Annotated in this window: 23 protein-coding genes; 14 read left to right on the top strand and 9 right to left on the bottom strand. The window is 63.7% G+C overall.

The genetic code is table 11. The features are described 5' to 3' along the window. Positions 1 to 54 precede the first annotated feature (54 nt). Complete coding sequence (locus tag BSG09_RS04190) at positions 55 to 1,026, top strand: hypothetical protein (RefSeq protein ID WP_092930489.1); 972 nt, start codon at positions 55 to 57, stop codon at positions 1,024 to 1,026. A 27-nt stretch (positions 1,027 to 1,053) separates the two neighbouring features. Here BSG09_RS04190 and ubaA read toward each other — a convergent pair whose 3' ends face one another. Continuing rightward, on the bottom strand, positions 1,054 to 1,890 hold the full coding sequence (gene ubaA, locus BSG09_RS04185; RefSeq protein ID WP_092930750.1) for an SAMP-activating enzyme E1: 837 nt from the start codon (positions 1,888 to 1,890) through the stop codon (positions 1,054 to 1,056). A gap of 160 nt (positions 1,891 to 2,050) precedes the next feature. On the opposite strand from ubaA, the gene BSG09_RS04180 reads away from it, so the two are divergent. The 4 genes from BSG09_RS04180 (at position 2,051) to BSG09_RS04170 (ending at position 5,650) form a co-directional block, all read left to right on the top strand. Then, positions 2,051 to 2,236: an HVO_0416 family zinc finger protein gene (locus tag BSG09_RS04180; RefSeq protein WP_092930487.1), complete on the top strand. Its 186-nt coding sequence runs from the start codon at positions 2,051 to 2,053 to the stop codon at positions 2,234 to 2,236. Positions 2,237 to 2,393: 157 nt separating this feature from the next. Then, the gene (locus BSG09_RS21820) at positions 2,394 to 2,552 is read left to right on the top strand and encodes a DUF7563 family protein (protein WP_449289258.1); all 159 of its coding nucleotides are present in this window, start codon (positions 2,394 to 2,396) and stop codon (positions 2,550 to 2,552) included. Positions 2,553 to 2,615: 63 nt separating this feature from the next. After that, positions 2,616 to 4,487, top strand: coding sequence for a UvrD-helicase domain-containing protein (locus tag BSG09_RS04175; RefSeq protein ID WP_092930484.1), 1,872 nt, complete (start codon positions 2,616 to 2,618; stop codon positions 4,485 to 4,487). Further along, the gene (locus tag BSG09_RS04170) at positions 4,484 to 5,650 is read left to right on the top strand and encodes a M24 family metallopeptidase (protein ID WP_092930482.1); all 1,167 of its coding nucleotides are present in this window, start codon (positions 4,484 to 4,486) and stop codon (positions 5,648 to 5,650) included. Before BSG09_RS04175 ends, BSG09_RS04170 begins: the two co-directional genes overlap by 4 nt. Positions 5,651 to 5,683: 33 nt before the next feature. Here the strand turns inward: BSG09_RS04170 and BSG09_RS04165 are convergent, their stop codons facing one another. After that, entirely contained in the window at positions 5,684 to 5,938 is a 255-nt protein-coding gene (locus tag BSG09_RS04165; RefSeq protein ID WP_092930480.1) for a DUF7533 family protein, read from the bottom strand. A 185-nt stretch (positions 5,939 to 6,123) separates the two neighbouring features. Here BSG09_RS04165 and BSG09_RS04160 point away from each other — a divergent pair, with 185 nt between their 5' ends. Together BSG09_RS04160 and BSG09_RS04155 are read left to right on the top strand one after the other, a co-directional pair. Beyond that, entirely contained in the window at positions 6,124 to 8,040 is a 1,917-nt protein-coding gene (locus BSG09_RS04160; protein ID WP_092930748.1) for a sensor histidine kinase, read from the top strand. A gap of 84 nt (positions 8,041 to 8,124) precedes the next feature. Next, on the top strand, positions 8,125 to 8,736 hold the full coding sequence (locus BSG09_RS04155) for a riboflavin synthase (RefSeq protein WP_092930478.1): 612 nt from the start codon (positions 8,125 to 8,127) through the stop codon (positions 8,734 to 8,736). Positions 8,737 to 8,765: 29 nt separating this feature from the next. On the opposite strand, the gene BSG09_RS04150 is transcribed toward BSG09_RS04155, so the two are convergent. Both BSG09_RS04150 and BSG09_RS04145 read right to left on the bottom strand, forming a co-directional pair. Continuing rightward, on the bottom strand, positions 8,766 to 9,782 hold the full coding sequence (locus tag BSG09_RS04150) for a PrsW family intramembrane metalloprotease (RefSeq protein WP_092930476.1): 1,017 nt from the start codon (positions 9,780 to 9,782) through the stop codon (positions 8,766 to 8,768). A gap of 110 nt (positions 9,783 to 9,892) precedes the next feature. Then, complete coding sequence (locus tag BSG09_RS04145; protein ID WP_092930474.1) at positions 9,893 to 10,318, bottom strand: DUF7522 family protein; 426 nt, start codon at positions 10,316 to 10,318, stop codon at positions 9,893 to 9,895. Positions 10,319 to 10,476: 158 nt separating this feature from the next. Here BSG09_RS04145 and BSG09_RS04140 point away from each other — a divergent pair, with 158 nt between their 5' ends. Together BSG09_RS04140 and BSG09_RS04135 are read left to right on the top strand one after the other, a co-directional pair. Continuing rightward, positions 10,477 to 10,854 carry a DUF7532 family protein gene (locus BSG09_RS04140; protein ID WP_092930746.1) on the top strand — a complete coding sequence of 126 codons (378 nt, stop codon included), beginning with the start codon at positions 10,477 to 10,479 and terminating at the stop codon, positions 10,852 to 10,854. A gap of 67 nt (positions 10,855 to 10,921) precedes the next feature. Then, the gene (locus tag BSG09_RS04135; RefSeq protein WP_092930472.1) at positions 10,922 to 12,352 is read left to right on the top strand and encodes a ribonuclease FAU-1 family protein; all 1,431 of its coding nucleotides are present in this window, start codon (positions 10,922 to 10,924) and stop codon (positions 12,350 to 12,352) included. A gap of 17 nt (positions 12,353 to 12,369) precedes the next feature. Here the strand turns inward: BSG09_RS04135 and BSG09_RS04130 are convergent, their stop codons facing one another. Together BSG09_RS04130 and BSG09_RS04125 are read right to left on the bottom strand one after the other, a co-directional pair. Continuing rightward, positions 12,370 to 12,822: an NUDIX hydrolase gene (locus tag BSG09_RS04130; RefSeq protein ID WP_092930470.1), complete on the bottom strand. Its 453-nt coding sequence runs from the start codon at positions 12,820 to 12,822 to the stop codon at positions 12,370 to 12,372. Positions 12,823 to 12,978: 156 nt separating this feature from the next. Next, entirely contained in the window at positions 12,979 to 13,113 is a 135-nt protein-coding gene (locus tag BSG09_RS04125; RefSeq protein ID WP_092930468.1) for a DUF7560 family zinc ribbon protein, read from the bottom strand. Positions 13,114 to 13,373: 260 nt separating this feature from the next. Here BSG09_RS04125 and BSG09_RS04120 point away from each other — a divergent pair, with 260 nt between their 5' ends. Then, on the top strand, positions 13,374 to 13,649 hold the full coding sequence (locus tag BSG09_RS04120; RefSeq protein WP_092930466.1) for a hypothetical protein: 276 nt from the start codon (positions 13,374 to 13,376) through the stop codon (positions 13,647 to 13,649). A 45-nt stretch (positions 13,650 to 13,694) separates the two neighbouring features. Here the strand turns inward: BSG09_RS04120 and BSG09_RS04115 are convergent, their stop codons facing one another. Beyond that, positions 13,695 to 14,750 (bottom strand): aldo/keto reductase, encoded by a 1,056-nt coding sequence (locus tag BSG09_RS04115; RefSeq protein WP_092930464.1) that lies wholly within the window; start codon positions 14,748 to 14,750, stop codon positions 13,695 to 13,697. Positions 14,751 to 14,870: 120 nt separating this feature from the next. Here BSG09_RS04115 and BSG09_RS04110 point away from each other — a divergent pair, with 120 nt between their 5' ends. The 3 genes from BSG09_RS04110 (at position 14,871) to BSG09_RS04100 (ending at position 16,487) form a co-directional block, all read left to right on the top strand. Further along, positions 14,871 to 15,086: a hypothetical protein gene (locus BSG09_RS04110; RefSeq protein ID WP_092930462.1), complete on the top strand. Its 216-nt coding sequence runs from the start codon at positions 14,871 to 14,873 to the stop codon at positions 15,084 to 15,086. Positions 15,087 to 15,186: 100 nt separating this feature from the next. Beyond that, a complete protein-coding gene (locus BSG09_RS04105; protein WP_092930460.1) occupies positions 15,187 to 16,086 on the top strand; it encodes an acyltransferase in 900 nt (299 codons plus the stop codon). A 74-nt stretch (positions 16,087 to 16,160) separates the two neighbouring features. Next, entirely contained in the window at positions 16,161 to 16,487 is a 327-nt protein-coding gene (locus BSG09_RS04100) for a DUF7577 domain-containing protein (RefSeq protein WP_092930458.1), read from the top strand. A gap of 37 nt (positions 16,488 to 16,524) precedes the next feature. Here BSG09_RS04100 and BSG09_RS04095 read toward each other — a convergent pair whose 3' ends face one another. Next, positions 16,525 to 17,286 carry a hypothetical protein gene (locus BSG09_RS04095; RefSeq protein ID WP_092930456.1) on the bottom strand — a complete coding sequence of 254 codons (762 nt, stop codon included), beginning with the start codon at positions 17,284 to 17,286 and terminating at the stop codon, positions 16,525 to 16,527. Between the two features lie 318 nt (positions 17,287 to 17,604). Between BSG09_RS04095 and thsB the strand changes: the two genes are divergently transcribed. Continuing rightward, positions 17,605 to 19,257 carry a thermosome subunit beta gene (gene thsB, locus BSG09_RS04090; protein WP_092930454.1) on the top strand — a complete coding sequence of 551 codons (1,653 nt, stop codon included), beginning with the start codon at positions 17,605 to 17,607 and terminating at the stop codon, positions 19,255 to 19,257. A gap of 276 nt (positions 19,258 to 19,533) precedes the next feature. Here thsB and BSG09_RS04085 read toward each other — a convergent pair whose 3' ends face one another. Next, positions 19,534 to 19,779 (bottom strand): hypothetical protein, encoded by a 246-nt coding sequence (locus BSG09_RS04085; RefSeq protein ID WP_092930452.1) that lies wholly within the window; start codon positions 19,777 to 19,779, stop codon positions 19,534 to 19,536. Between the last annotated feature and the right edge of the window lies 1 nt (position 19,780).

Raw genomic sequence — 19,780 nt, 5'->3', positions numbered from 1 at the left:
GACTCGCGTGTCGAACCGTAACCCACTCCCGTCCCCTCGAGCGAAGATCGGTGTGTGTACGGTCCGGTTCGATTCGTCGGTTACGTCGCGTTGCTCGTTACGCCCGCCGCGTTACTCTTTGGTGCCGTTCGCGCGCCGCCCGACCTCTCGACCGGGCTCCTGAGCGTTCCGTTCGGGGTCGCGCTCGCAGGCACTGTCGTCGCCGAGACGGAACGCCAGCGCCTCTCGAGCGCCGACGCGATCGGTCTCGATCGAGCGGATACTGTCGACGCGCTCGCGGTTGCCACGGCGGCAGTCCTGACGTACGGACTGAGCGTTCACGCCGGCCTCGGGCCAGTCCGTGCCTCTGCACTCGTCGGACTGGCCGTCGGCCTCGGACTCCCGCGAGTCGACGGTGCGGCCTACTGCGGGTCGTTCGTCGGGATGGTCTCTCCGGCCGTCCTGCCGTCGCTCGAGGGAGTCGTACTCGCGGGGACGGTTGCCGGGCTCGCGTTTGTCGCGACGGCGGACGTCTTCGGCGGTTTCGGTGGCAAATACGGCACGCTCGCACTCTTTGGCTGTCTCACGAGCGGTGCCCTGCTCGGTGCCGATTACGCCGCTGGCAGCACACTCGTCTGGGACGTTGTACCTGCGATCGTCGCAGTCGCCGTCGTCGCAGCGGTCGCAACTGTCGTGTTACGTACGCACGCCGGCGCGAGCGCGGTCGTCGCGTCCGCAGCGGTCGGGGTGGCTGCTGGCCTCGTGTTTCCCGTCTTCCTCCCGACAGTGGGGCCGACGCTGGCTGCTGTGGCCTACTGCGGGTCGTTCGCCGGGATGTCAAGTGCCGACCGGCTCGAGACCCACGTCCAGGTCGCGGGGGCCGGCCTCGTCTGTGGGCTCGTCTACGTTGTGGTCGCGCCCGCCCTCGCCGGTGCGGGCGGCAAACTCGGGACGACCGCGTTCGTCTCCTGTCTCGCCGTCGCTGGCGGACTGGAGCTACCGACCCTCGTGCGCTCGCGCGTCGGTCAGTCGCCGCTCGGTCGATAGTGGTCTCCTCGAGACACGGCTCGCCAGTCAATCCGCCGAAATCTCGCAGGTTCCCTCGTAGGCCACGTCCTCGACGGACTCGATCTCGGGGTCGTCTCCACAGACCGGACACGCCGGGTTCGACTGTACCGGCACTTCCTCGAAGGTCATATCCATCGCATCGTACATCAGCAGGCGGCCCTCGAGCAGGTCGCCCTTCCCGATGAGGTATTTGACGACTTCGGTGGCCTGAATGCAGCCGACGGTGCCTGGAAGGACGCCGAGGACGCCCGTGGTCGCACAGTCGGGGACGGTGCCCGGCTCGGGGGCTTCGGGGAAGATACAGCGATAGCACGGCGGGTCGTCGTCGCCGCTGCGATCGTTAGTAAACGACGTGATCTGGCCCTCGAACCGGTAGATCGCGCCGTGGAACAATGGCGTCTCGGTGAGCACACAGTGGTCGTTGAGGAGGTATCGGGTGGCGAAGTTGTCGCTGGCATCGAGGACAACGTCGTAGTCGGCGACCAGTTCGTCGACGTTCGACGCGGTGACGCGGGTTTGGTGGGTTTCGACGTCGATATCGGGGTTTAGCGCTGCGACGTGGTCGGCCGCGCTCGCGACTTTCGGCCGGCCGATGTCGTCGTCGCCGTGGACGATCTGGCGCTGCAAGTTCGAGCGTTCGACGTCGTCGTCGTCGACGATTCCCAGCCGGCCGACGCCGGCCGCTGCGAGGTACTGAATCGCCGGCGCGCCGAGCCCGCCAGCGCCGACGATCAGGACCGATCCCTCGAGCAGCCGCTGTTGACCTTCAGGACCGATTTCGTCCATGATGACGTGTCTCGAGTAGCGATCGAGTTGGGTGGTATCGAGGCGGAGGTCGCTCATACCGTAGTATTCGGACGAGAGCGAGAAAAGAACGCGGGTCGTTTGGCTTGCCCGGCACATGGTGGCTCGGTTGTTGTCACTTCGCCAGCATGGGCTTGTGGAGGGGGCAGTATCTTCACCGACCCAACGATTTATTACTGTGGTGTACGTTCACACACCTATGGCAACCTCACCCAATGATGCCGGTGACGACGTCATTGATCAATTCCTCGCCGATCGCGGTCACTCGGTCGAACGAGTAGGGTGGGAACGCGACTATAACAAAAAGCAGTGTCCGGAGTGTGGCGGTCTTCACGATACGTCCGCCAGCGCCTGTACCGTCTGTGGCTGGGAACCAGCGTCGTAAGACGTCTTTTTCCTCGGGACACGACACACAGCACACGCTGCTGTCGTGATCCGTCCCGGCCGTTGTACTCAGTGGAACTAGCGCACTCGCCGTCGTTTATCATGTTACCTACAATATAATTATGGGTCACTGTTCGTTACTGTCAACTGAACTGACTATGCCGGAATGCCAGAACTGTGGCGCGTTCGTTACCAAACGATACGCACGAGTGTTCACCCCACGCGGCGTCGACGAGCCACGCGTATGTCCAGACTGTCAGGATAAAATCCGCGACGGTGCTGACGTCCGCGAGGCCCGCTCTGCACGCGATCCGTGAGCACTCGTTTCTGTCGACGAAAACCCACGTCACTTATGCGTGTCGCGCTCTTGTACAGCTACAATGGCTACGACGGACACGACGGTTACCCGCCTGTTCGGTGGTCCGGGAAGCGGGAAGACGACAGCGCTTCTCGACCACGTCGAGGACATTCTCGACCAGGACGGCGTCACCTTTCGAGACATTCTCGTTGTCTCGTACACGCGAGCGGCAGCGCAAGAGGTTCGAGAACGACTCGCCGAACGTCTCGGCGAGAGCCCGCGTGCGCTGCAGGGCAACGTCTGTACGATGCACGCGAAGGCCTACGAGCTCCTTGATCTCTCTCGAAGTGACGTCATCGGCGAATCCGACAAAGAGGACTTCTGTGACGAGTACGGCATCGAGTACGAAGACGAGTACTCGGGTGCTGGCCGCCGGACCGCCCGGTCGACGACGATCGGCAACAAAGTCATCGCGACCAGTCAGTGGCTCCAGCGAACCAGCCGCGACGTCTCTGACTGGTACGACGTCCCGTTCCAGTGGGACGAAGAGGAAGTTCGACTGCCACCCGAGATCGATCCCAACGCCCAGGAAGGGAACAAATACACCCCGACTTGGCCAAGCGACGACGACCGGATCGACGTCCCCGAAGCGATCCGCGCCTGGCGTTCCTACAAGGGCGAGCAGGGCAAGATCGGCTTCGCTGACATGCTCGAACGCGTCGAACAGCGCTCGCTGCTGCCCAACGTCGACTACCTCGTGATCGACGAGTTCCAGGACATCACGACGCTGCAGTACGACGTCTACGAGGAGTGGAAACCCCACATGGAACAAGTGCTGATCGCCGGCGACGACGATCAGGTCGTCTACTCCTGGCAAGGGGCCGATCCCGCGCTCTTGCTCGAGGAGGAGGTTGACGACGACATCATTCTCCCGAACTCCTATCGGCTGCCATCGAACGTCCTCAACGCGGTCAACAAGGAGATCCGCCATATCGACCAGCGACAGGACAAAGACCTCAAGCCCCGCAAGGAAGGCGGGGCCGTCGAGGCACGCACGAACGCGTCGATGCTCGACGTGGTCCGGATGGTGCGGCGTACGCTCGTCGAGGGCGACGGCACCATCATGGTGTTGTTCCGGGCTCGCTACCAGATGTTCCAGTTCATCGATGAGTTCATCACCGAAGGCGTGCCCTTTACCTCGCTGACCGACCAGCGGATGTGGACCGACCGACTCACGCAGTACGTCCGCGCGGTCGAAGCGATCGACGCTGGCGAGGACGTCACCGGCCTGCAGGCCCGCAGACTCGCCGATATGCTCCAGGACTCGGCGTTCGGCACCACCGACCGTGACGACCTCTTTGACGAGATCGACGAACGCCAGGAAGACGCTGGCATCGACGATCTCGCGGAGCTCATGATCCCGGCCGAGGTCATCAGCGACCACGTGCCGTTCATGCCCGGCCCTGCCTCTGCCTCGGATATGCTCCGAAAAGTGACGAACTTCCAGAAAAAGAGCGTTCGAGCCTACTTCGCGATCGGCGAGTACCAGGGGATGGACACCGACCGCGTCCGCCTTGGGACGATCCACTCCGCGAAGGGTCGTGAGGCCGACCACGTCTTCGTCGGCACCGACCTCACCGAAAAAGTCGTTGAGCAGATGGTCGCCACCGTCGACGATCCGACTGACGTCCCCCACTGCGAGGAGTTCACCAAGACGACCTCGCCAGTGCCCGTCTTGACGGACAACGAACGGCGCGTCTTCTACGTCGGCATGTCTCGCGCCCGCGAGCGGCTCGTCCTCCTCGAGAACTTAGTCGATGGCGCTCCCACGCTGCCGGTCGACGTCCTGCTGAAAAACGAATTGACGGAGCTCACCCTCGAGGAACTCGTCGAGGAGGCCCAGCAGCCAGTCGACGACGCAGACGCCGACGAGATCGAAGCCGAAGCGCCGTGACCGGCGCAGACGAACACACTCTCGAGTACGGCCAGCGGGCCAGCGTTCCGTCGGCGCTCGCCCGTGAGCGGCACGACCATGCGGCCAGCGTGCTGGCTGCGACACTCGAGAAGCGAGACGCGACCGCGTTCGTCCACGCCGGTTTGGAACGCGATCCGGCGATCCGTTACAGCTGCGAGTCACTTCCAGACGGGCGTACTGCCGTTGCGTACGACAGCACTGCCGACGAGTGGCTCGCCCGCTCGGCTGACGTCTGCGACGGCCATCCTGCTGCCGACCTCGCGGCGACGCTTACAGATCGCGGTTGCGAGGGGACGATCCTGACCCCGCCGCACGTTCCACACGATGCGGCGCTCTACCTCGAGAACGCGGGCTTCGAGTTGGCCTCGACGGACGCCATCGCGCGGGCACGAGCGACGAAGACCGCCGGCGAGCGCGACCGAATCGCAGCCGCACAACGCGCGGCGAGCGTCGGGATTCGACGGGCCGCGTCGGTCCTGGCCGACGCGGCGATCGTTGACGGTCGGCTCGCGGTCGCGGATGGGAACGGTGACACCGTCCCGTTGACGCCCGCTCGCCTGCGAATCGCCATCGACGAGGCGATCGTCGGTGCGGGTGCGTTTCCGGCCGGCAACACCGCTGTTAATCCGGATACTGCCTCATCTCCAGACACCGACGACGCGGCGCTCCGGCCCGACAAGCCGGTCGTACTCGCGGCCACACCCCGCGGGCCGACCGGCTACTACGGGGGACTCGTCCGGACGCTCGTCGTCGACAGCGACGGCGGCCGGGAACGGCGCGTCCACGTCGCCGTCACCCAGTCGTTTCGCTCCGCGCGGTCGCTGCTGACGACCGGCTCGGCGTCCGTGCGGACCGTCGCGGCCGATCTCGAGGCAGAAGTTCGCTCGTTCGGCTTCGACGATAGCGACGAGATCGAGGCCACTGTCTCCGGCATCGGCCTCGAGCCCTGCGAAGGGCCGAGTGACGGCAGCGACGAGATCGAACCCGGGGCCGTCGTCCGACTCGATGTGGCTGCCCGCGTCGACGAGACGAGCCGCCTTCGGATCGCTGACGTGCTGGTCGTCACCGACGAGGGCGAGCGACCCGAGCGACTCGCGGCACCCGCACACTCGCTATCGCCAGCGGCGCTGCTCGAGCAATAGCAATCCGGTATCAGTTCGGTTCGTCCTGTCGCGTTATCGCTCGTCTTCGGCGTCGGGCTCTGGCTCCTTTGAGACGACTCCGACGAGCCGTTTTGCGAGCAGTTCGGGGATGTCCGTCGGAAGCGTCAGCCAGTGTTGGATGACGACGAGTCCGATCGCGAGTCCGATGAGGGCGATGCCGATCGTCGTCTGTCCACGAATCAACACGAGCTCGAGCCCGGCGATCGCAGCCGGAAGCGCGAGGACGAGCGTGCCTGCGAGTTTGATCGTGTCGATGATGCCGGCCATTGGCGGTATATCGCGCCTGCGGCGTAAAAACGCGACGACAGTGATTTCAATCGCTTCCGTTGGCGCTGTCGACATCCGGTTGAATGGAGTTACTTTCGGTATGCGGAATTGACTATTCACTAAAACTTTGAAATAGATGGCGCTCGGGGTACGAGTATCGGCTCCGAGCCCGACGAATGCACGTCATGCCACGCCAATCGAGACAGCGATACGAAGCGATCTGTGAAGCCTCCCCTGATGCCATCCTCCTCGTCGATCACGATGGTCGGATCACCTACGCGAACGCGCGCGTGACCGATCTGTTCGGGTACGAGCCGGCCGACCTCCTCGGTGAGCCGATCGAAATCCTCGTTCCGGAGTCCGTTCAAGACGAACATGTCGCCCAGCGAGACGCATATATTGCTGACCCGGCGGTTCGTCCGATGGGCGTCACCCTCGAGCTCTCGGGCCAGCGAAAGGACGGCTCGAAATTCCCGGTCGACGTCAGCCAGAGTCCGATCGAGACCGACGGGAACCGCGAGTTCATGGCTGCCGTCCGAGATATCAGCGAGCAGGAAGCGCTTCGAACGAAGTACCGGACGATCCTCGAGGCAGTGCCGGATGCGGTCCTCGTTGCGGACGCGGAGACGGGCGAGGTCATCGAAGCGAACCGGCAGGTAGCCGACCTCTCGGGATACGAGCCAGCCGAACTCATCGGTGAGCCCCAGACGGTCGTCCACCCGTCGGGCGAAAACGCGTCTTACCGTGAGCTCTTCGAAAACCACGTCGGTGCCGGCCAGTCGATCTTCACGCAGTTTCCGGACGGCTCTGACATCTACGTCGAAACCAAAGACAGCAAACGGGTCCCGGTTGAGATCAACGCCCACGTCTTCGAACTGCAGGAGCGACAGCTGGTTGCAGGGGTCTTCCGGGATGTGACGGCCCGAAAGGAGTACGAGCGACAGCTGCAGGCGCTTCACACAGCGACGCGCTGGCTGATGGAGGCCGACGACAGCGAAGAGATCGCGCAGCTCGTCGCCGATGCTGCGAGTGCGATCCTCGGCTACGAGCACAACGTCGTTCGACTCGCCGACGAAACGTCTCTGCAGGCGGTCGCCGTAACAGAGCAAGCGGAAACGGAGCTAGGTGAGCGGCCGGCGTATCCGGTCGACGGTGACTCACCGGTCAGCTGCGCCTACCGAAGCGGTGAGCCGATCCGGTACGATGACGTTCGATCGCTCGAGGACGACCACGATCGCGGCGAGGCCCACGCTGCGATGTACCTCCCGCTCGGTGACCATGGCGTGATCAGTATCGTCGATCCCGACGCTGGCGCGTTTGACCAGTCGGATGAAGACCTCGCGTTCGTGTTGTCGCTGAACGCCGAAATCGCGCTCAACCGACTCGCGTACGAACGGAACCTCGAGCGTCAGAACGATCGTCTAGACGAGTTCGTGAGCGTCGTCGCCCACGACCTTCGCAATCCCCTGAACGTCGCTCAGGGCCTCCTTGCGACCGCACAAACCGAAGCTGACCTCGACCACTTGGACGACCTCGACGACGTCCTCGACCGGATGGCGGGGATCATCGACGATGTGTTGACGATGGTTCGGTGTGGGTACGATCTCGAGTCGATCGACGCGCTCGCGTTCGGTAACGTCGTCACGTCCTGTTGGGACACCGTCGCGACTGCCGATGCCTCGCTCGAGATCGAAGCCGATGGGCAGTTGTTCGCCGACGCGAGCCGCATCCGGAACCTGTTCGAGAACCTGTTTCGAAACGCTGTGGAGCACGGCTCCACAAGCCCTGCCTCGAATGCTCGGCAGGACGCCGTTGAGAACGGTGGCAAGGGGGTTACCGTGACTGTCGGACTCGTCGAGGATGGATTTTATATCGCCGACGACGGGCCGGGGATTCCGCCGGACGAGCGCGACCGCGTCCTCGAGCCCGGCTGGACCACGAACCCCGACGGAACCGGACTTGGCCTGAATATCGTCTGTGAGATCGCACAGGCTCACGAGTGGGACATCGACGTTACCGAAAGCGCGGCTGGCGGCGCGCGGTTCGAGTTCTCCGGCGTACGCACCGCCGTCGGCGACGAGTCGGTCGCGCCATCATCCTGACGTCCAGACCGCGAACACCCGGACGTGGCTCCGCTGTGGGCTGGACCCGGAACGGCTTTCCCCCATCGCCCGTCACTTGTAGATATGTTTACGGGGATCGTCGAGGAGACCGGCGAGATCGTCGCGCGCGAGCGGACCGACGACGGCCTTCGACTGCGGATCGGGGCCGACGAGGTCGCGACAGGCCTCGAGCACGGCCAGAGTATCAGCGTCAGCGGCGCGTGTCTCACCGTCGAGCGATACGACGAGGGCGCGTGGTTCGAGGTCTTCCTGGCGACCGAAACCGTCGAGCGAACCTATCTCGGCGACCTCGAGGTCGGCGACGCGGTCAACCTCGAGCGGGCGATGCCGGCCGACGGCCGATTTGATGGCCACGTCGTGCAGGGCCACGTCGATGCGGTCGCGACGGTGACGAACGTCGAGTCAGTCGAGGAAGACTGGTTCTTCGAGTTCGAGCTTCCGGAAGAGTACGACCGCTACGCCGTCGAGAAGGGCTCGATCACGCTCGATGGAATCAGTCTGACCGTCGCCGATCTCGACGCGGATGCCGGTCGGGTTACCGTTGCGATCATCCCAACGACCTACGATATGACGACGCTTTCGGAGAAAGAACCCGGCGACCCGGTGCATCTCGAGGTCGACGTGCTCGCGAAGTACGTCGAACGGTTGCTCGAGGCACGATTTGAAGACGACTGAGTCGCGAGCCCGACGCTCGACCGTGTGAGTCAGCGCTGTGGCGGCTCGAACTCCGTCAGCTCCGGGCGCGGTGCGTCGACGTTGTCCTCACTAACCGTCAGATAGGCGTCCCGGTAGCGGGCGAGTTTCCGATAAAGGTAGTAGCCGATCGTGAGGTCGTAGCCGATTACGTACCCCACGAACGCGACGCCGTAGCCGACGGGCAAGACGTCGGCGAGGAGTTGTGGAACGATGCCGACCGTGACGTTGTACGTGCCGTGGACGAACGCGGCAATGAGCAACCCTTTGAGGACGATCGGACCGGCGTACTCTCGGTTGAACTTCGCTAAGCCGAGGTAGTAGCCCGCGATCGCTGAATAGATGACGTGACCGGGACCGGCCAGCGCGCGAACCGTCGCGATCCCGCTGGCGGTAACGAAGAGGTTTACTTCGGGACTTGCTTCGCCGATGACGCGGCTGATATAGACGGCGTTTTCGATGGCTGCAAAGCCAAGCCCGGCGACGGCTCCGTAGACTGCCCCGTCGATGACGGCGGTGAAGCTGCTGCTTCGATAGGCAAACACGTAGACAGCGAGGAGCTTGACCGTCTCCTCGACGGGGCCGACGATCAGGTAAAAAAAGAGCACGCCGCTGCCGAAGCCGAGAGCGACCTGACTGAGCGAATTGATGAGTGCTGCAAACGTCGCGAACAGGACCGCGAGCAGAAAGGTCGCGACGAGCAACCCGAGGGGTTCGCTCGTCGTGATGTCCGCATACCAGATATACCCCGCGAGCAACCCCGCGGGAACGACCGAGAGCCCGAAGAAGATCGCGACGAACGGATCCTCGAGGACGATTGCGGCCGGCGAGATGAGCAACGAGACGGTGATCGCGATGGCAGTCAGCAAGACGAGCGCACGGAGCGCGTAGCTAACCGTCCCGTAGAGCGTGTACGCGAGCAAATCGATGGCCGACCGCGGCTCCCACGTCGAGATGTCGTAGAGATCGACTGGTCCATCGCTCCGTCGCTCCTCGGCCCGCTCGACCGGGTCGCGCCTGCGCTGCATGGTCGTGCGTTGGTGCGCCGGCCCGGTATAGGTTCGGCAATCGGCGACGCGAGCGTTGCATCGCCGGTCTCTCACATCTGGATCGTCGTGGCGCTGCTCGAGTCAGCGGTCTACTCGCCGTGGAGGAGCCCCTGAATCGCGACGGCAGCGTCTTCGAACGCGTTGACGTCCATACTGTCGATCGTCAGCAGGACGCCGACGTCGCGCTGGAGCACCCGGACGACGAACCCACTTTCGTGGAACCGGACGGTAAATTCGTAGTCCCCGATGTCCGAGCTACTCTCTTTGCGGGCGATCGCCGTCCGAACAGGGACCTCGGAAAAGCCGGCTTGTTCGAACTCGACCAGTTGCGCTTTGGCATCACGGGCGTCGGCTGTCGAGTCGTAGAGGTCCTGCCGGAGATACAGGATGTCGAACGCCGACGGCGTGAAATAGAGAACGCTCCGAAGCGTGTCACCGAGACTGGTCCGTGCGGCACTGACGATCCCGGTTGCGAGTTCGTCGTTGAGGTCCGTTCTGTAGAGTTTACCACTCATGCGCATTGTTGGCTGTTCCCAGTATCAAACGTTTCGCCTACAGTACTCGTGACCGGAACGACAGCCAGGCTGATGGGTCCGGCAGCCGCGTGGATACGCAACGCAGCGACCGGCACGAACTCGGAATGATCAAAGGTCTCCCGGCCCAACCGGCGGCTATGCATTTCGACCAGCGAACTCAGCAGGCGCTTCGCGACGTCGGCCTCGAGATCGACGACCTCCGGGCCGCTTCGGAGGCCGTCGTCGAGGCCGTCGCCGAGGACGCGGCAGCACTCGAGGATTTTTTTGACGAACACGACACCGTCTACTCCGACATGGAGATGGCCCACTCGAGTGCCGAGTATCCTGAACACACCGTCGAGTATGCCGACATCACGACCCACGCCGACGAGATGCGCGGCTGGCTCCGGTTCGACACGTGGGGGGTCTCCATCGAGGACGGCCGACTGCTGGACGATGGGTCCGTCGAACTCACGCTCGGGTCGACGATCGACGATCGGGTGCGGTTCGCGCCCGACCGCGAGACGCTGCGGTGATCGCCATGTTCGCGGCCACCAGACGATTGCACTCGAGTGATCCACGACGCACGACGGAGGGCGACCGATGACGACGGCGCGCGTCCGCGGGATCTACACGACGGCAGTTACCCAACTCCTGAGCGAGGCCGATTTCGAGGTCGTTCAGGCCTCCGACCCGATTCGGGAGCGGTTCGATCAGTCGTTCGACACTGTTCCGGCCGACGTCTCGATCGAGACCACCCGCGACCGACAGGGTGTCGAGGTGTCGGGCGATCCCGACGCGGTCGAGACGGCCATGGCCGAACTCGAGGGACTTGCGATCGACACCTTCCGCTGGGACGACGACGCCGCCCGTGGCGCGGTCTTCGACGCCGAGGTGCTCGAGGCCGACGGCGGCAGCGGTGCCGTCGTCGACCTCGGTGATGGCCGACGGGGCTATCTCAGCTACGACGACGTCGATGGCTACGTTGAGGCCGGCAATCGCTACCGGGTGCAGGTCACCGAGCCCACACCGCCGTGGGACGACGACCGACCACTCGTGCGGCCGACCCTCGAGGTGCAGGACGGGCTCTGTACCCTTTCGCGGGACCGGAGCGGCGTCTCAGCGGCGATGCGCGGCGAGCGCGCGGACGAACTCGTCGGTATGACCGACTTCCTCTCGGTCGAGGTCCCCGATGGGTGGGGGATCCGCTGGCAACACGCCGCGGCCGACGCTGACCTCGAGGCGATGGGCACCGCGCTCGAGGACGCGGCGAATCGTGCGCGCCTGCTCGAAGACGAACTTACCGACGCATCCGACGAACCCGGCGAGCCGGCGCTGCTTGCCGCTCCCCAGCGAACCGCGTGGGGCTGGTTCGGCCGCCAATCCCGGTTTGCACTCGATGGGGTGCGCCGGCGCGTGGAGACGACAATGCCGGGCCATCACCGGACGAAGGCAGCCGACCGCGCCGCGAGTGCGGCGGTCGACTTCGCGGAGGCAGTCTGTGGGCCGGCCGACGATGCCGCAGACGGCGATGACTTCCCGTTTGCAGCCGTCACGCGCCAGTTCGGCCCCACGACTGGCGACCGCCTCGAGATCGGCCACGGCAAACCCGACGGCCGACTGATCTCGCTCGGTCGCGGCGAGGTCACCGACTGGGACCCCGAGGGCAAGCTCACGCTCGAGCGCTCGATGCGTGGAGGCGGCAGCTACGACGCGCTCGGCACTCCTAAAGACGACGGCGACGTGGCCGTGACGAAGTTCCGCGAGGGCCGGTGGTGGTATCCGACGACCTACAAGGCCGCCGACGGCACGTCGAAAGGGACCTACGTCAACGTCTGTACGCCGGTCGAACTCTTCCCCGACTGCGTGCGGTACGTCGACCTCTACGTCGACGTAATCCGCCAGCCTGATGGAACGGTCGAAATCGTCGACGCCGACGAACTCGAGGCCGCCGTCGCAGATGGGCTGGTGTCGGACGAACTGGCTGCCAAAGCGATGGACGTCGCGGAAGCCGTCGAGCGCGCGCTCTCATAGGACGGTCGACGGGCGGTTCAGTCTGAGAGGGTCGACACCTCGTCGGTTCGGGACGCGGTCGGCAACAGACCAACGTACTCGTCGAGCTCGAGTGCGAACGCCTGCGCGGTCGTCGGCCGAACCCAGCGAAACGAAAACGTTGCGCCGTGTTCGCCTCCGCCGTCAGTGACGATGTGGGTCCACCGGTCGCGGGGTTCGTGCACCGTCGCATGAAAGAAGTGGCGGACGTACCGCCTTCCCGCGCGTCGCGTCCAGATGTCGGTCGTCAGATGGCGGGTGTCACTCAGCGTGCCGAGTCCGCTCTCCTCGCGAACTTCCCTGAACAGCGCCTCCCGGGGCGACTCGCCGGGCTCGAGGGTCCCTTTCGGAATCTGGAGCCCGTCGTGGCCCGGCCCTTCGAAGACCAGGAGTTCGTTCATTCCGCGAGTGATGTAGGCACACGCCTTCTGGACGTACGTGACCTCGTTCATGTTACCAGTTACCACGACGTTCTCTCGTAAAAACCTATCATAGGGGATATTAAAGGAGGCTAAGGACCCTCTGTGGTCTGCAAGCCGTGCTTGAGAAACGGAGGGCCGTTCGAGCCGTCGATGGCGCGTCGATCCTGTGGTTCGCCGCTCGAGTCCTCAGAGTGCGAAGTTGCCTTCCGTCACCGATCGTCCGCAGACCGGACAGCCGTTGGCAAGCGTCGCCGCTCGCATCGGGTCTGTTACCGTGATCGACCGCTGGCAGTCCGGACAGGTAAACTCGTATGATGTCATAGGTCTGAGTGTGCTGGCACGTCTAGAGAGAAGGGACTGTTCGGGTTAGACGAGGGGCCCAGATATGGAGGGGCATATATAAGTTATCGACCCTGACGCTCGCCGCTGTCCGCAGCCAGTGTAGCAAACTCTGTGGATTGCTCGCGATCCTGTATGCGCTTCGAATGCCGATCTGAACGCACCGAATGAGTTACAGGACCCGTTACGAGGTCGACCGAACAGGGTAAACCGTTACGGGGTGGTATCACATACCAGTATCTATGAGTTCGCTCAACGAGGAGATGGCCGACGTGCGGTCGGATATCGACGACGTCAGAACACAGCTTCGGGAGGACGTGCCGGAGTTTTTCGAGTTCGACGTGACGGTGGGGAACATCTCGTACAACGCCAACAGCAACAGCGTCTCCGTCACCATCGAGCCGAGCGCTCGAGCGCGGGATCAGCTCTCGGAGCAACTCGGTGGCGTCGACGTGCGGACGGACGGCAAACTCGAGTTCGAGTTCCGACTCACGGAGTCGTCGTCTCCCAAAGAATAGCTCCGTCCACGGGTGTGACCGCTCGCGCCTGCCGCAGTGGCTCGATCAGTCAGCTGCGAGCTTGTCCAGTCCGGCGGACTCGATGTCTTCGCCGTCGACCGACGAGCGCAGCGCGTCCATGCCGTCGTCGCGGTCGATGTCGAAGTCATTCGCGTAGAGGTCTGCGACGCGATCCATCTCTTCGTCGGAGAGCTTTGGCACGTCGCTTGCGGCTGCCCACTCGTCGATGTCCGCTTTCGTGCGGAACGTCGGGGTGACGGTCGCGACAGGCTCGTGGGAGAGTAGCCACGCGATCGAGGCCTGCCCCATCGTGCGCTCGCCGTCACGCTCTAAGAAGCGCAGTTGCTCGAGTTTCTCCCAGCCGGTCTCGTACCACTCGTCGGGGCGGAAGCCGCGGTGGTCGCCCTCGTCGAGTTCGGTTTCGGGCGTGACCTGCTCGTTGAGGATGCCCGAGGAGTGTGGCACGCGGGGGATCAGGCTGGTCGACGAGCCGGTCCGCTCGATCGTCTCGAGGAAGTGGTTGCCGACCTCCTGTTCTAAGACGTTCCAGACGAGTTGCACGGAGTCGAACTCCTCTTCGATCGCGAGGTCGCCCTCGGCGAGCCAGCCGATCGAGGGACCCAGCGCGAGGCCGGTCGCGTCGATCTTGCCTTCCTCCTCGAGTTCGTCGAACAACTCGAGGACATCGGGCGTGATCTCGTCGACGTCGGCGTTGTGCAGTTGGAGCACGTCGACGGAGTCCATCTCGAGGCGCTCGAGACTCTTCTCGACGGCCTCCCGGAGATACTCGGGGTCCATCTCCTTGGGGAGTTCGCCGTGGCCGGCCTGGGGGTTGTTGTAGAAGTCATAGCCGACCTTGGTCGCGATGGTCACCTCGTCGCGGACCTCGGCCAGTGCCTTCCCGACCAGTTCCTCGCTGTGGCCGTGGCCGTAGACATCGCCCGTATCGAAGTAGGTGATCCCCTGCTCGACCGCATACTGGAGCATTTCGATGGCGTCGTCTTCGGAGCGGTCGCCCCACCAGTCGGTACCGACGGTCCATGCGCCGAAGCCGACTTCGCTGACCTCGACTCCGGACTCGCCGAGTTCGCTGTAGTGCATACGTGCTCCTTTGCAGCGGGGGAACTTAGGGTGACCGGAACGCCTGAATTTCGTGCCGAACCGACTCGGTCGCATTTTGTGAGGCGAATCGCTCTTGGGTGTCGGTTGAGACGTATTCGTATGCCCAGTTCCCGCCGCGACTCGCGCGATCCCAGATGGGTCCTGCTCGCCGTCCTCCTTGGCAGCCTGTCGCTTGCCCTCCTCGCTGTGAGCCGACTCGAGATTCCGAGAGACCGACTTTCGATTGGCGCGGTGCTCGTCGGGACGTTGCTGGTCGTCGGCACGCTTGCACTACCCGCGTTGCTCTTTGCTGGGTGGCAGTCCGGTCAGGAGTGAGTACCTGTCAGAACGGCCCAGTAACACACACGTTAGTTGGTCCGGCAACCACGGACGCACAACCGAACCCCTATGAACTCGGCGGGCAATACGTCGGGGTATGACAAAGCGGTACGTGTCGCTCCCCGAAGAGGCAGAAACGGGGATGCGCGAGTTCATCGATGAGGTCGATCGACGGCTTGCGAGCGACGAGGACACCTGCTCGGTCGTCGAGGACGTTCTGATCGACCTCTCGGGCGACCGCGAGGCCTACGAACGCTGGCAGCGCGGCGAGTCGGTGCCACCAGCCGAACGCATCCGCCTCCAGAGCTACGATCCCTGTAACACGACCTTAGAGAGCGAGTACTACGCCGAGAAAGACGAGGCGACGTTTCGCCGCTCCAAGCACCTCCAGTGGCTCTGGCGGCAGTTCGATAGCCTGCCGATCGCGGACAACGTCGAGTTCGCGCTTCGGTTCCGGCGGATGCTCGCCAATCACCTCTTCGAGGAGTGTGGCGACAACTGCCGCTTTTTCAAGGGCATTACGTTCACCTACGGGCACAACATCTCGATCGGCGACAACACCGTCGTTCACGACGACGTCCACTTGGACGACCGCGGGAAACTCACCATCGGCGACCGTGTCTCGATCTCCGACGGCGTCCACATCTACAGCCACGACCACGACGTCGTCGACCAGACCGAGGTTCGCAACTATCACACCATCGTCGAGGACGATGTCCGGCTCACCTACGACTCGATGGTCCGTGCGGGCAACAAGGTCGGCGAAAACGCCGTCGTTGGCGCGCGTGGCGTCGTGCAACACGACATCCCCGCCCACCACATCGCCGTCGGTATGCCCGCACAGAGCGTCAAAATCAAACCCGGCTGGGAGGATGTTGCGACTCCGATCAACGAGGCCGGCGTCAATCGCCAGGACGAACGTCACCTCGAGTACGACCTGCCCGACGGCCTCGAGGTCTTCGACGAGTTCGGCCGTGACCTGCAGCCGCCCCAGTAGTTCTCGTCGACCTGACTCTCGTCAGCCCCGACAGCGGGGAATATCCAAGTGCCTCGAGACCGTATCGCACACTGATGGCACTCTGGGGCTGGCTCATCGGCTACGTCGCGCTGTTTGCCCTGCTCCACCTGTTACTGTATTACCTGTACGTCCGGCGCAGCGACAGCGAGAACGAGCGAACGCCGTCGTTTGCCGATCCCAACCACGCGAGCCTTCGCTCGTCGCCCGGTCCCGATCGCTATCCGCGTGCCACGGACGAGGGACACGATGCTGACCGGGATCACGACACTGATCGCGAGTTCGACGGGGAGACGATCCGCTGTCCCCACTGTGGCGCACCAAACGAGGCCGATCAGACGTTTACGTACTGCTGGAACTGCGCGTCGGGCTTACGGCGATAATTGGCGTCACTGACGCGGCCGCCGAGTGGTGGCTGTCTTATTGCGCCAGCGCTGTCGCAAGGCGGTCGAGGTGATCGACGCCGACGACAGCGACGGCCGCGCCCGGCTCCGAGCGGATCTCCTCGAGTCGCTCGATCATACAACGCTCGCGTGTGTCGTCTCGGTACGCCAGGGTGGTGCCGCCCGTGTCGACGCTGCCAAGCAGTGCCTGAATGCTGGCGACGTGGGCGCGCTCGTGGGCGGCCTGTCGATCCGGCGAATCCCCGTGATCGACATCGTATTCGACCGTGTCGCCGGGCACGACGGTCATCGATGTCGCATGGGTCAGCGTCGCGGCGATCCGATAGGTGAGTGCATCACGGGTCGCGTTACCGACACTTGAGAGGACACCTCGCGCCGTCGCGGGCGAGACACGGTCGGCGACCAGTCGCGTGACGAGCCGGCGAAGAAACGACCAGTTCGGGGCGTCGATGCCGACGGCTTCGGCGTCGGGCGCAGCGCGGATCGCTGCACTCATTTCACCACCGAACCGTGGCGGCGTCGACGCTGTCGACTCGTCAGCATCGCCCGTGCGGCCGTACACGCGGTACAGTGGTAGCGCGATCGGCGGCAACTCGAGTGCGAGCGTCGTCGGGTCGACGTGTTCCAAGACGCGCTCGACACGGGCGACGCTGGCGGGATGGTCGTGGACGACGCCGATCAACACGAGGTCGCCGGTCGTGTCGGGAAGTCGGCGGCAGAACTGGGCGGTGATCCGAGGATCGTCGAACGATTCGGCGAACGAGGAGGGCTCGTCCATTGCTCGTAGAGTAATACGTGACTACCGCTATAACGCTTCCGCTGTATTAACTCGAGTTCGAGTTGTCTATCTTACTCGTGATGGCGGACCCACACGCGTCGTGGCTGGCGCTCGAGTGACCTAATAAAAACACTCTGTCACTGACCGATTGGGAACGAGTAACGACCGACTTCAGCCGAGCAAAACCGTCGACATCGTCCCGCACTGCCACGGTTTTCCTCGATCAACGACCGAACAGGCTGCGATCGGAGTGTGAGAGAATAGGGAAATGCTTATATAGAATCACAATCAATCACTCGACCGACTATGAGTCAGCGAATGCAGCAGGGTCAGCCGATGATCGTAATGAGCGAGGACTCCCAGCGCGTCAAGGACAAGGACGCGCAGGATTACAACATCAGCGCCGCCCGTGCGGTCGCTGAAGCAGTCCGTTCGACACTCGGCCCGAAAGGGATGGACAAGATGCTCGTCGACTCCATGGGATCGGTGACGATCACCAACGACGGCGTCACCATCCTCAAGGAGATGGACATCGACAACCCGACGGCCGAGATGATCATCGAAGTCGCCGAAACGCAGGAAGACGAAGCCGGCGACGGCACCACGACGGCCGTCGCGATTGCCGGTGAACTCCTCAAGAACGCCGAGGACCTGCTCGAGCAGGACATCCACCCGACGGCGATCATCAAGGGCTTCCACCTCGCCAGCGAGCAGGCCCGTGAGGAGATCGACGACATCGCAACCGACATCGACACCAGCGACGAGGAGGTCCTCCGCAAGACCGCCGAAACCTCGATGACCGGCAAGGGCACCGAGGTCAACAAGGAGTATCTCGCCGAACTCATCGTCGAGGCCGTCCGCCAGGTCACCGTCGAGAGCGAGGACGGCGAGAACGTCGTCGACCTCGAGTTCCTCAATATCGAGACCCAGACCGGCCGCGGTGCCGGCGAGTCCGATCTGCTCGAGGGCGGCATCGTGGACAAAGACCCTGTCCACGACAACATGCCCACGTCGGCCGAAGACGCCGACATCCTGCTGCTCAACGAGGCCATCGAGGTCGAGGAAACCGACATCGACACCGAGGTCTCCGTTACGGACCCCGACCAGCTCCAGCAGTTCCTCGACCGCGAGGAGAAACAGCTTCAGGAGAAGGTTGACACGATCGCCGATCTCGGTGCTGACGTCGTCTTCTGCCAGAAGGGCATCGACGACCTCGCACAGCACTACCTCGCCAAGGAAGGCATCCTCGCAGTCCGCCGCGCCAAGAAGTCCGACCTCGAGTTCCTCAAGGAAGTCGTCGAGGCGAACATCGTCTCCGACCTCGAGAGCGCCGAGGAGGACGACCTCGGCTTCGGTGACGTGACCCGCGACGACGAGGACGAACTGTTCTACGTCGAAGGCGAGGACGCCCACGGCGTCACCCTCCTGCTGCGTGGTTCGACCGACCACGTCGTCGACGAACTCGAGCGCGGCGTCAACGACGCGCTCGACGTCGTCGCGCAGACCGTCTCCGACGGCCGCGTCCTCGCGGGCGGCGGTGCGATCGAAGTCGAACTCGCCTCGCGACTCCGTGACTACGCTGACTCGGTCTCCGGTCGCGAGCAACTCGCCGTCGAAGCGTTCGCCGACTCGCTTGAGCTCGTCCCGCGCGTCCTCGCCGGGAACGCCGGGCTCGACTCGATCGACACGCTGGTCGACCTTCGTGCGGCCCACGACGACGGTCAGATTACGGCCGGCCTGAACGTCTTCTCGGGCGATGTCGAGGACACCTTCGAAGCTGGCGTCGTCGAACCGGCCCACGCCAAGGAACAGGCCGTCACCTCCGCTGCCGAAGCGGCCAACCTCGTGCTCAAAATCGACGACATCATCTCCGCCGGTGACCTGTCGACCGACAAGGGCGACGACGAAGAAGGCGCACCCGGTGCCGGCGGCATGGGCGGTATGGGCGGCGGCATGGGCGGCATGATGTAAGCGAGGGCTTGCCCACGCACCCATAGACGAACGGACCGCGAAACGTCGATCGGCACTTTTCAGGTGCCGAACAACGCGTTTCAGCGCTGATTCGCTCGCTGAAACACGACGGACCCCGATTTTTCCGCCAGTCGGTACGTCGACGAATCGGACGATTTCTCGAACGATTGACTCCGGTTTGCATCCAATTATCGACAAATAAAATGCAGCCCCGGAAGAGTATTTACCGGGTGTGATTCATCGAGGGCTGATCCCTCATCGATCCGCGTGGCTGGCCTACCACGAACCAGGCGGGCCGAATGCAGGTGGCGGACCGGCAACATCGGTCCCCTCTTCGGTGGGGAGGTTGGACTCGACGGCGATCGTCAGCTGCTGGGGTTGATATCGCTCGGGCGGAGACACGACGGTTTCCGCAGGTGACTCCTCCGGCGGCTGGCTGTCAGCATGGTGACGTTCCGATTCGGCTGTCTCGGTGACGACGTCGACGGGTTCCGAGTCGTGGGTCGTGATCGTTATTTCCATT

The sequence above is a fragment of the Natrinema hispanicum genome (genome assembly GCF_900111485.1).
Lineage (GTDB): Archaea > Halobacteriota > Halobacteria > Halobacteriales > Natrialbaceae > Natrinema > Natrinema hispanicum_A.
Note: the sequence above shows the minus strand (reverse complement) of the source record. Positions and strands in the feature narration are given on the sequence as shown.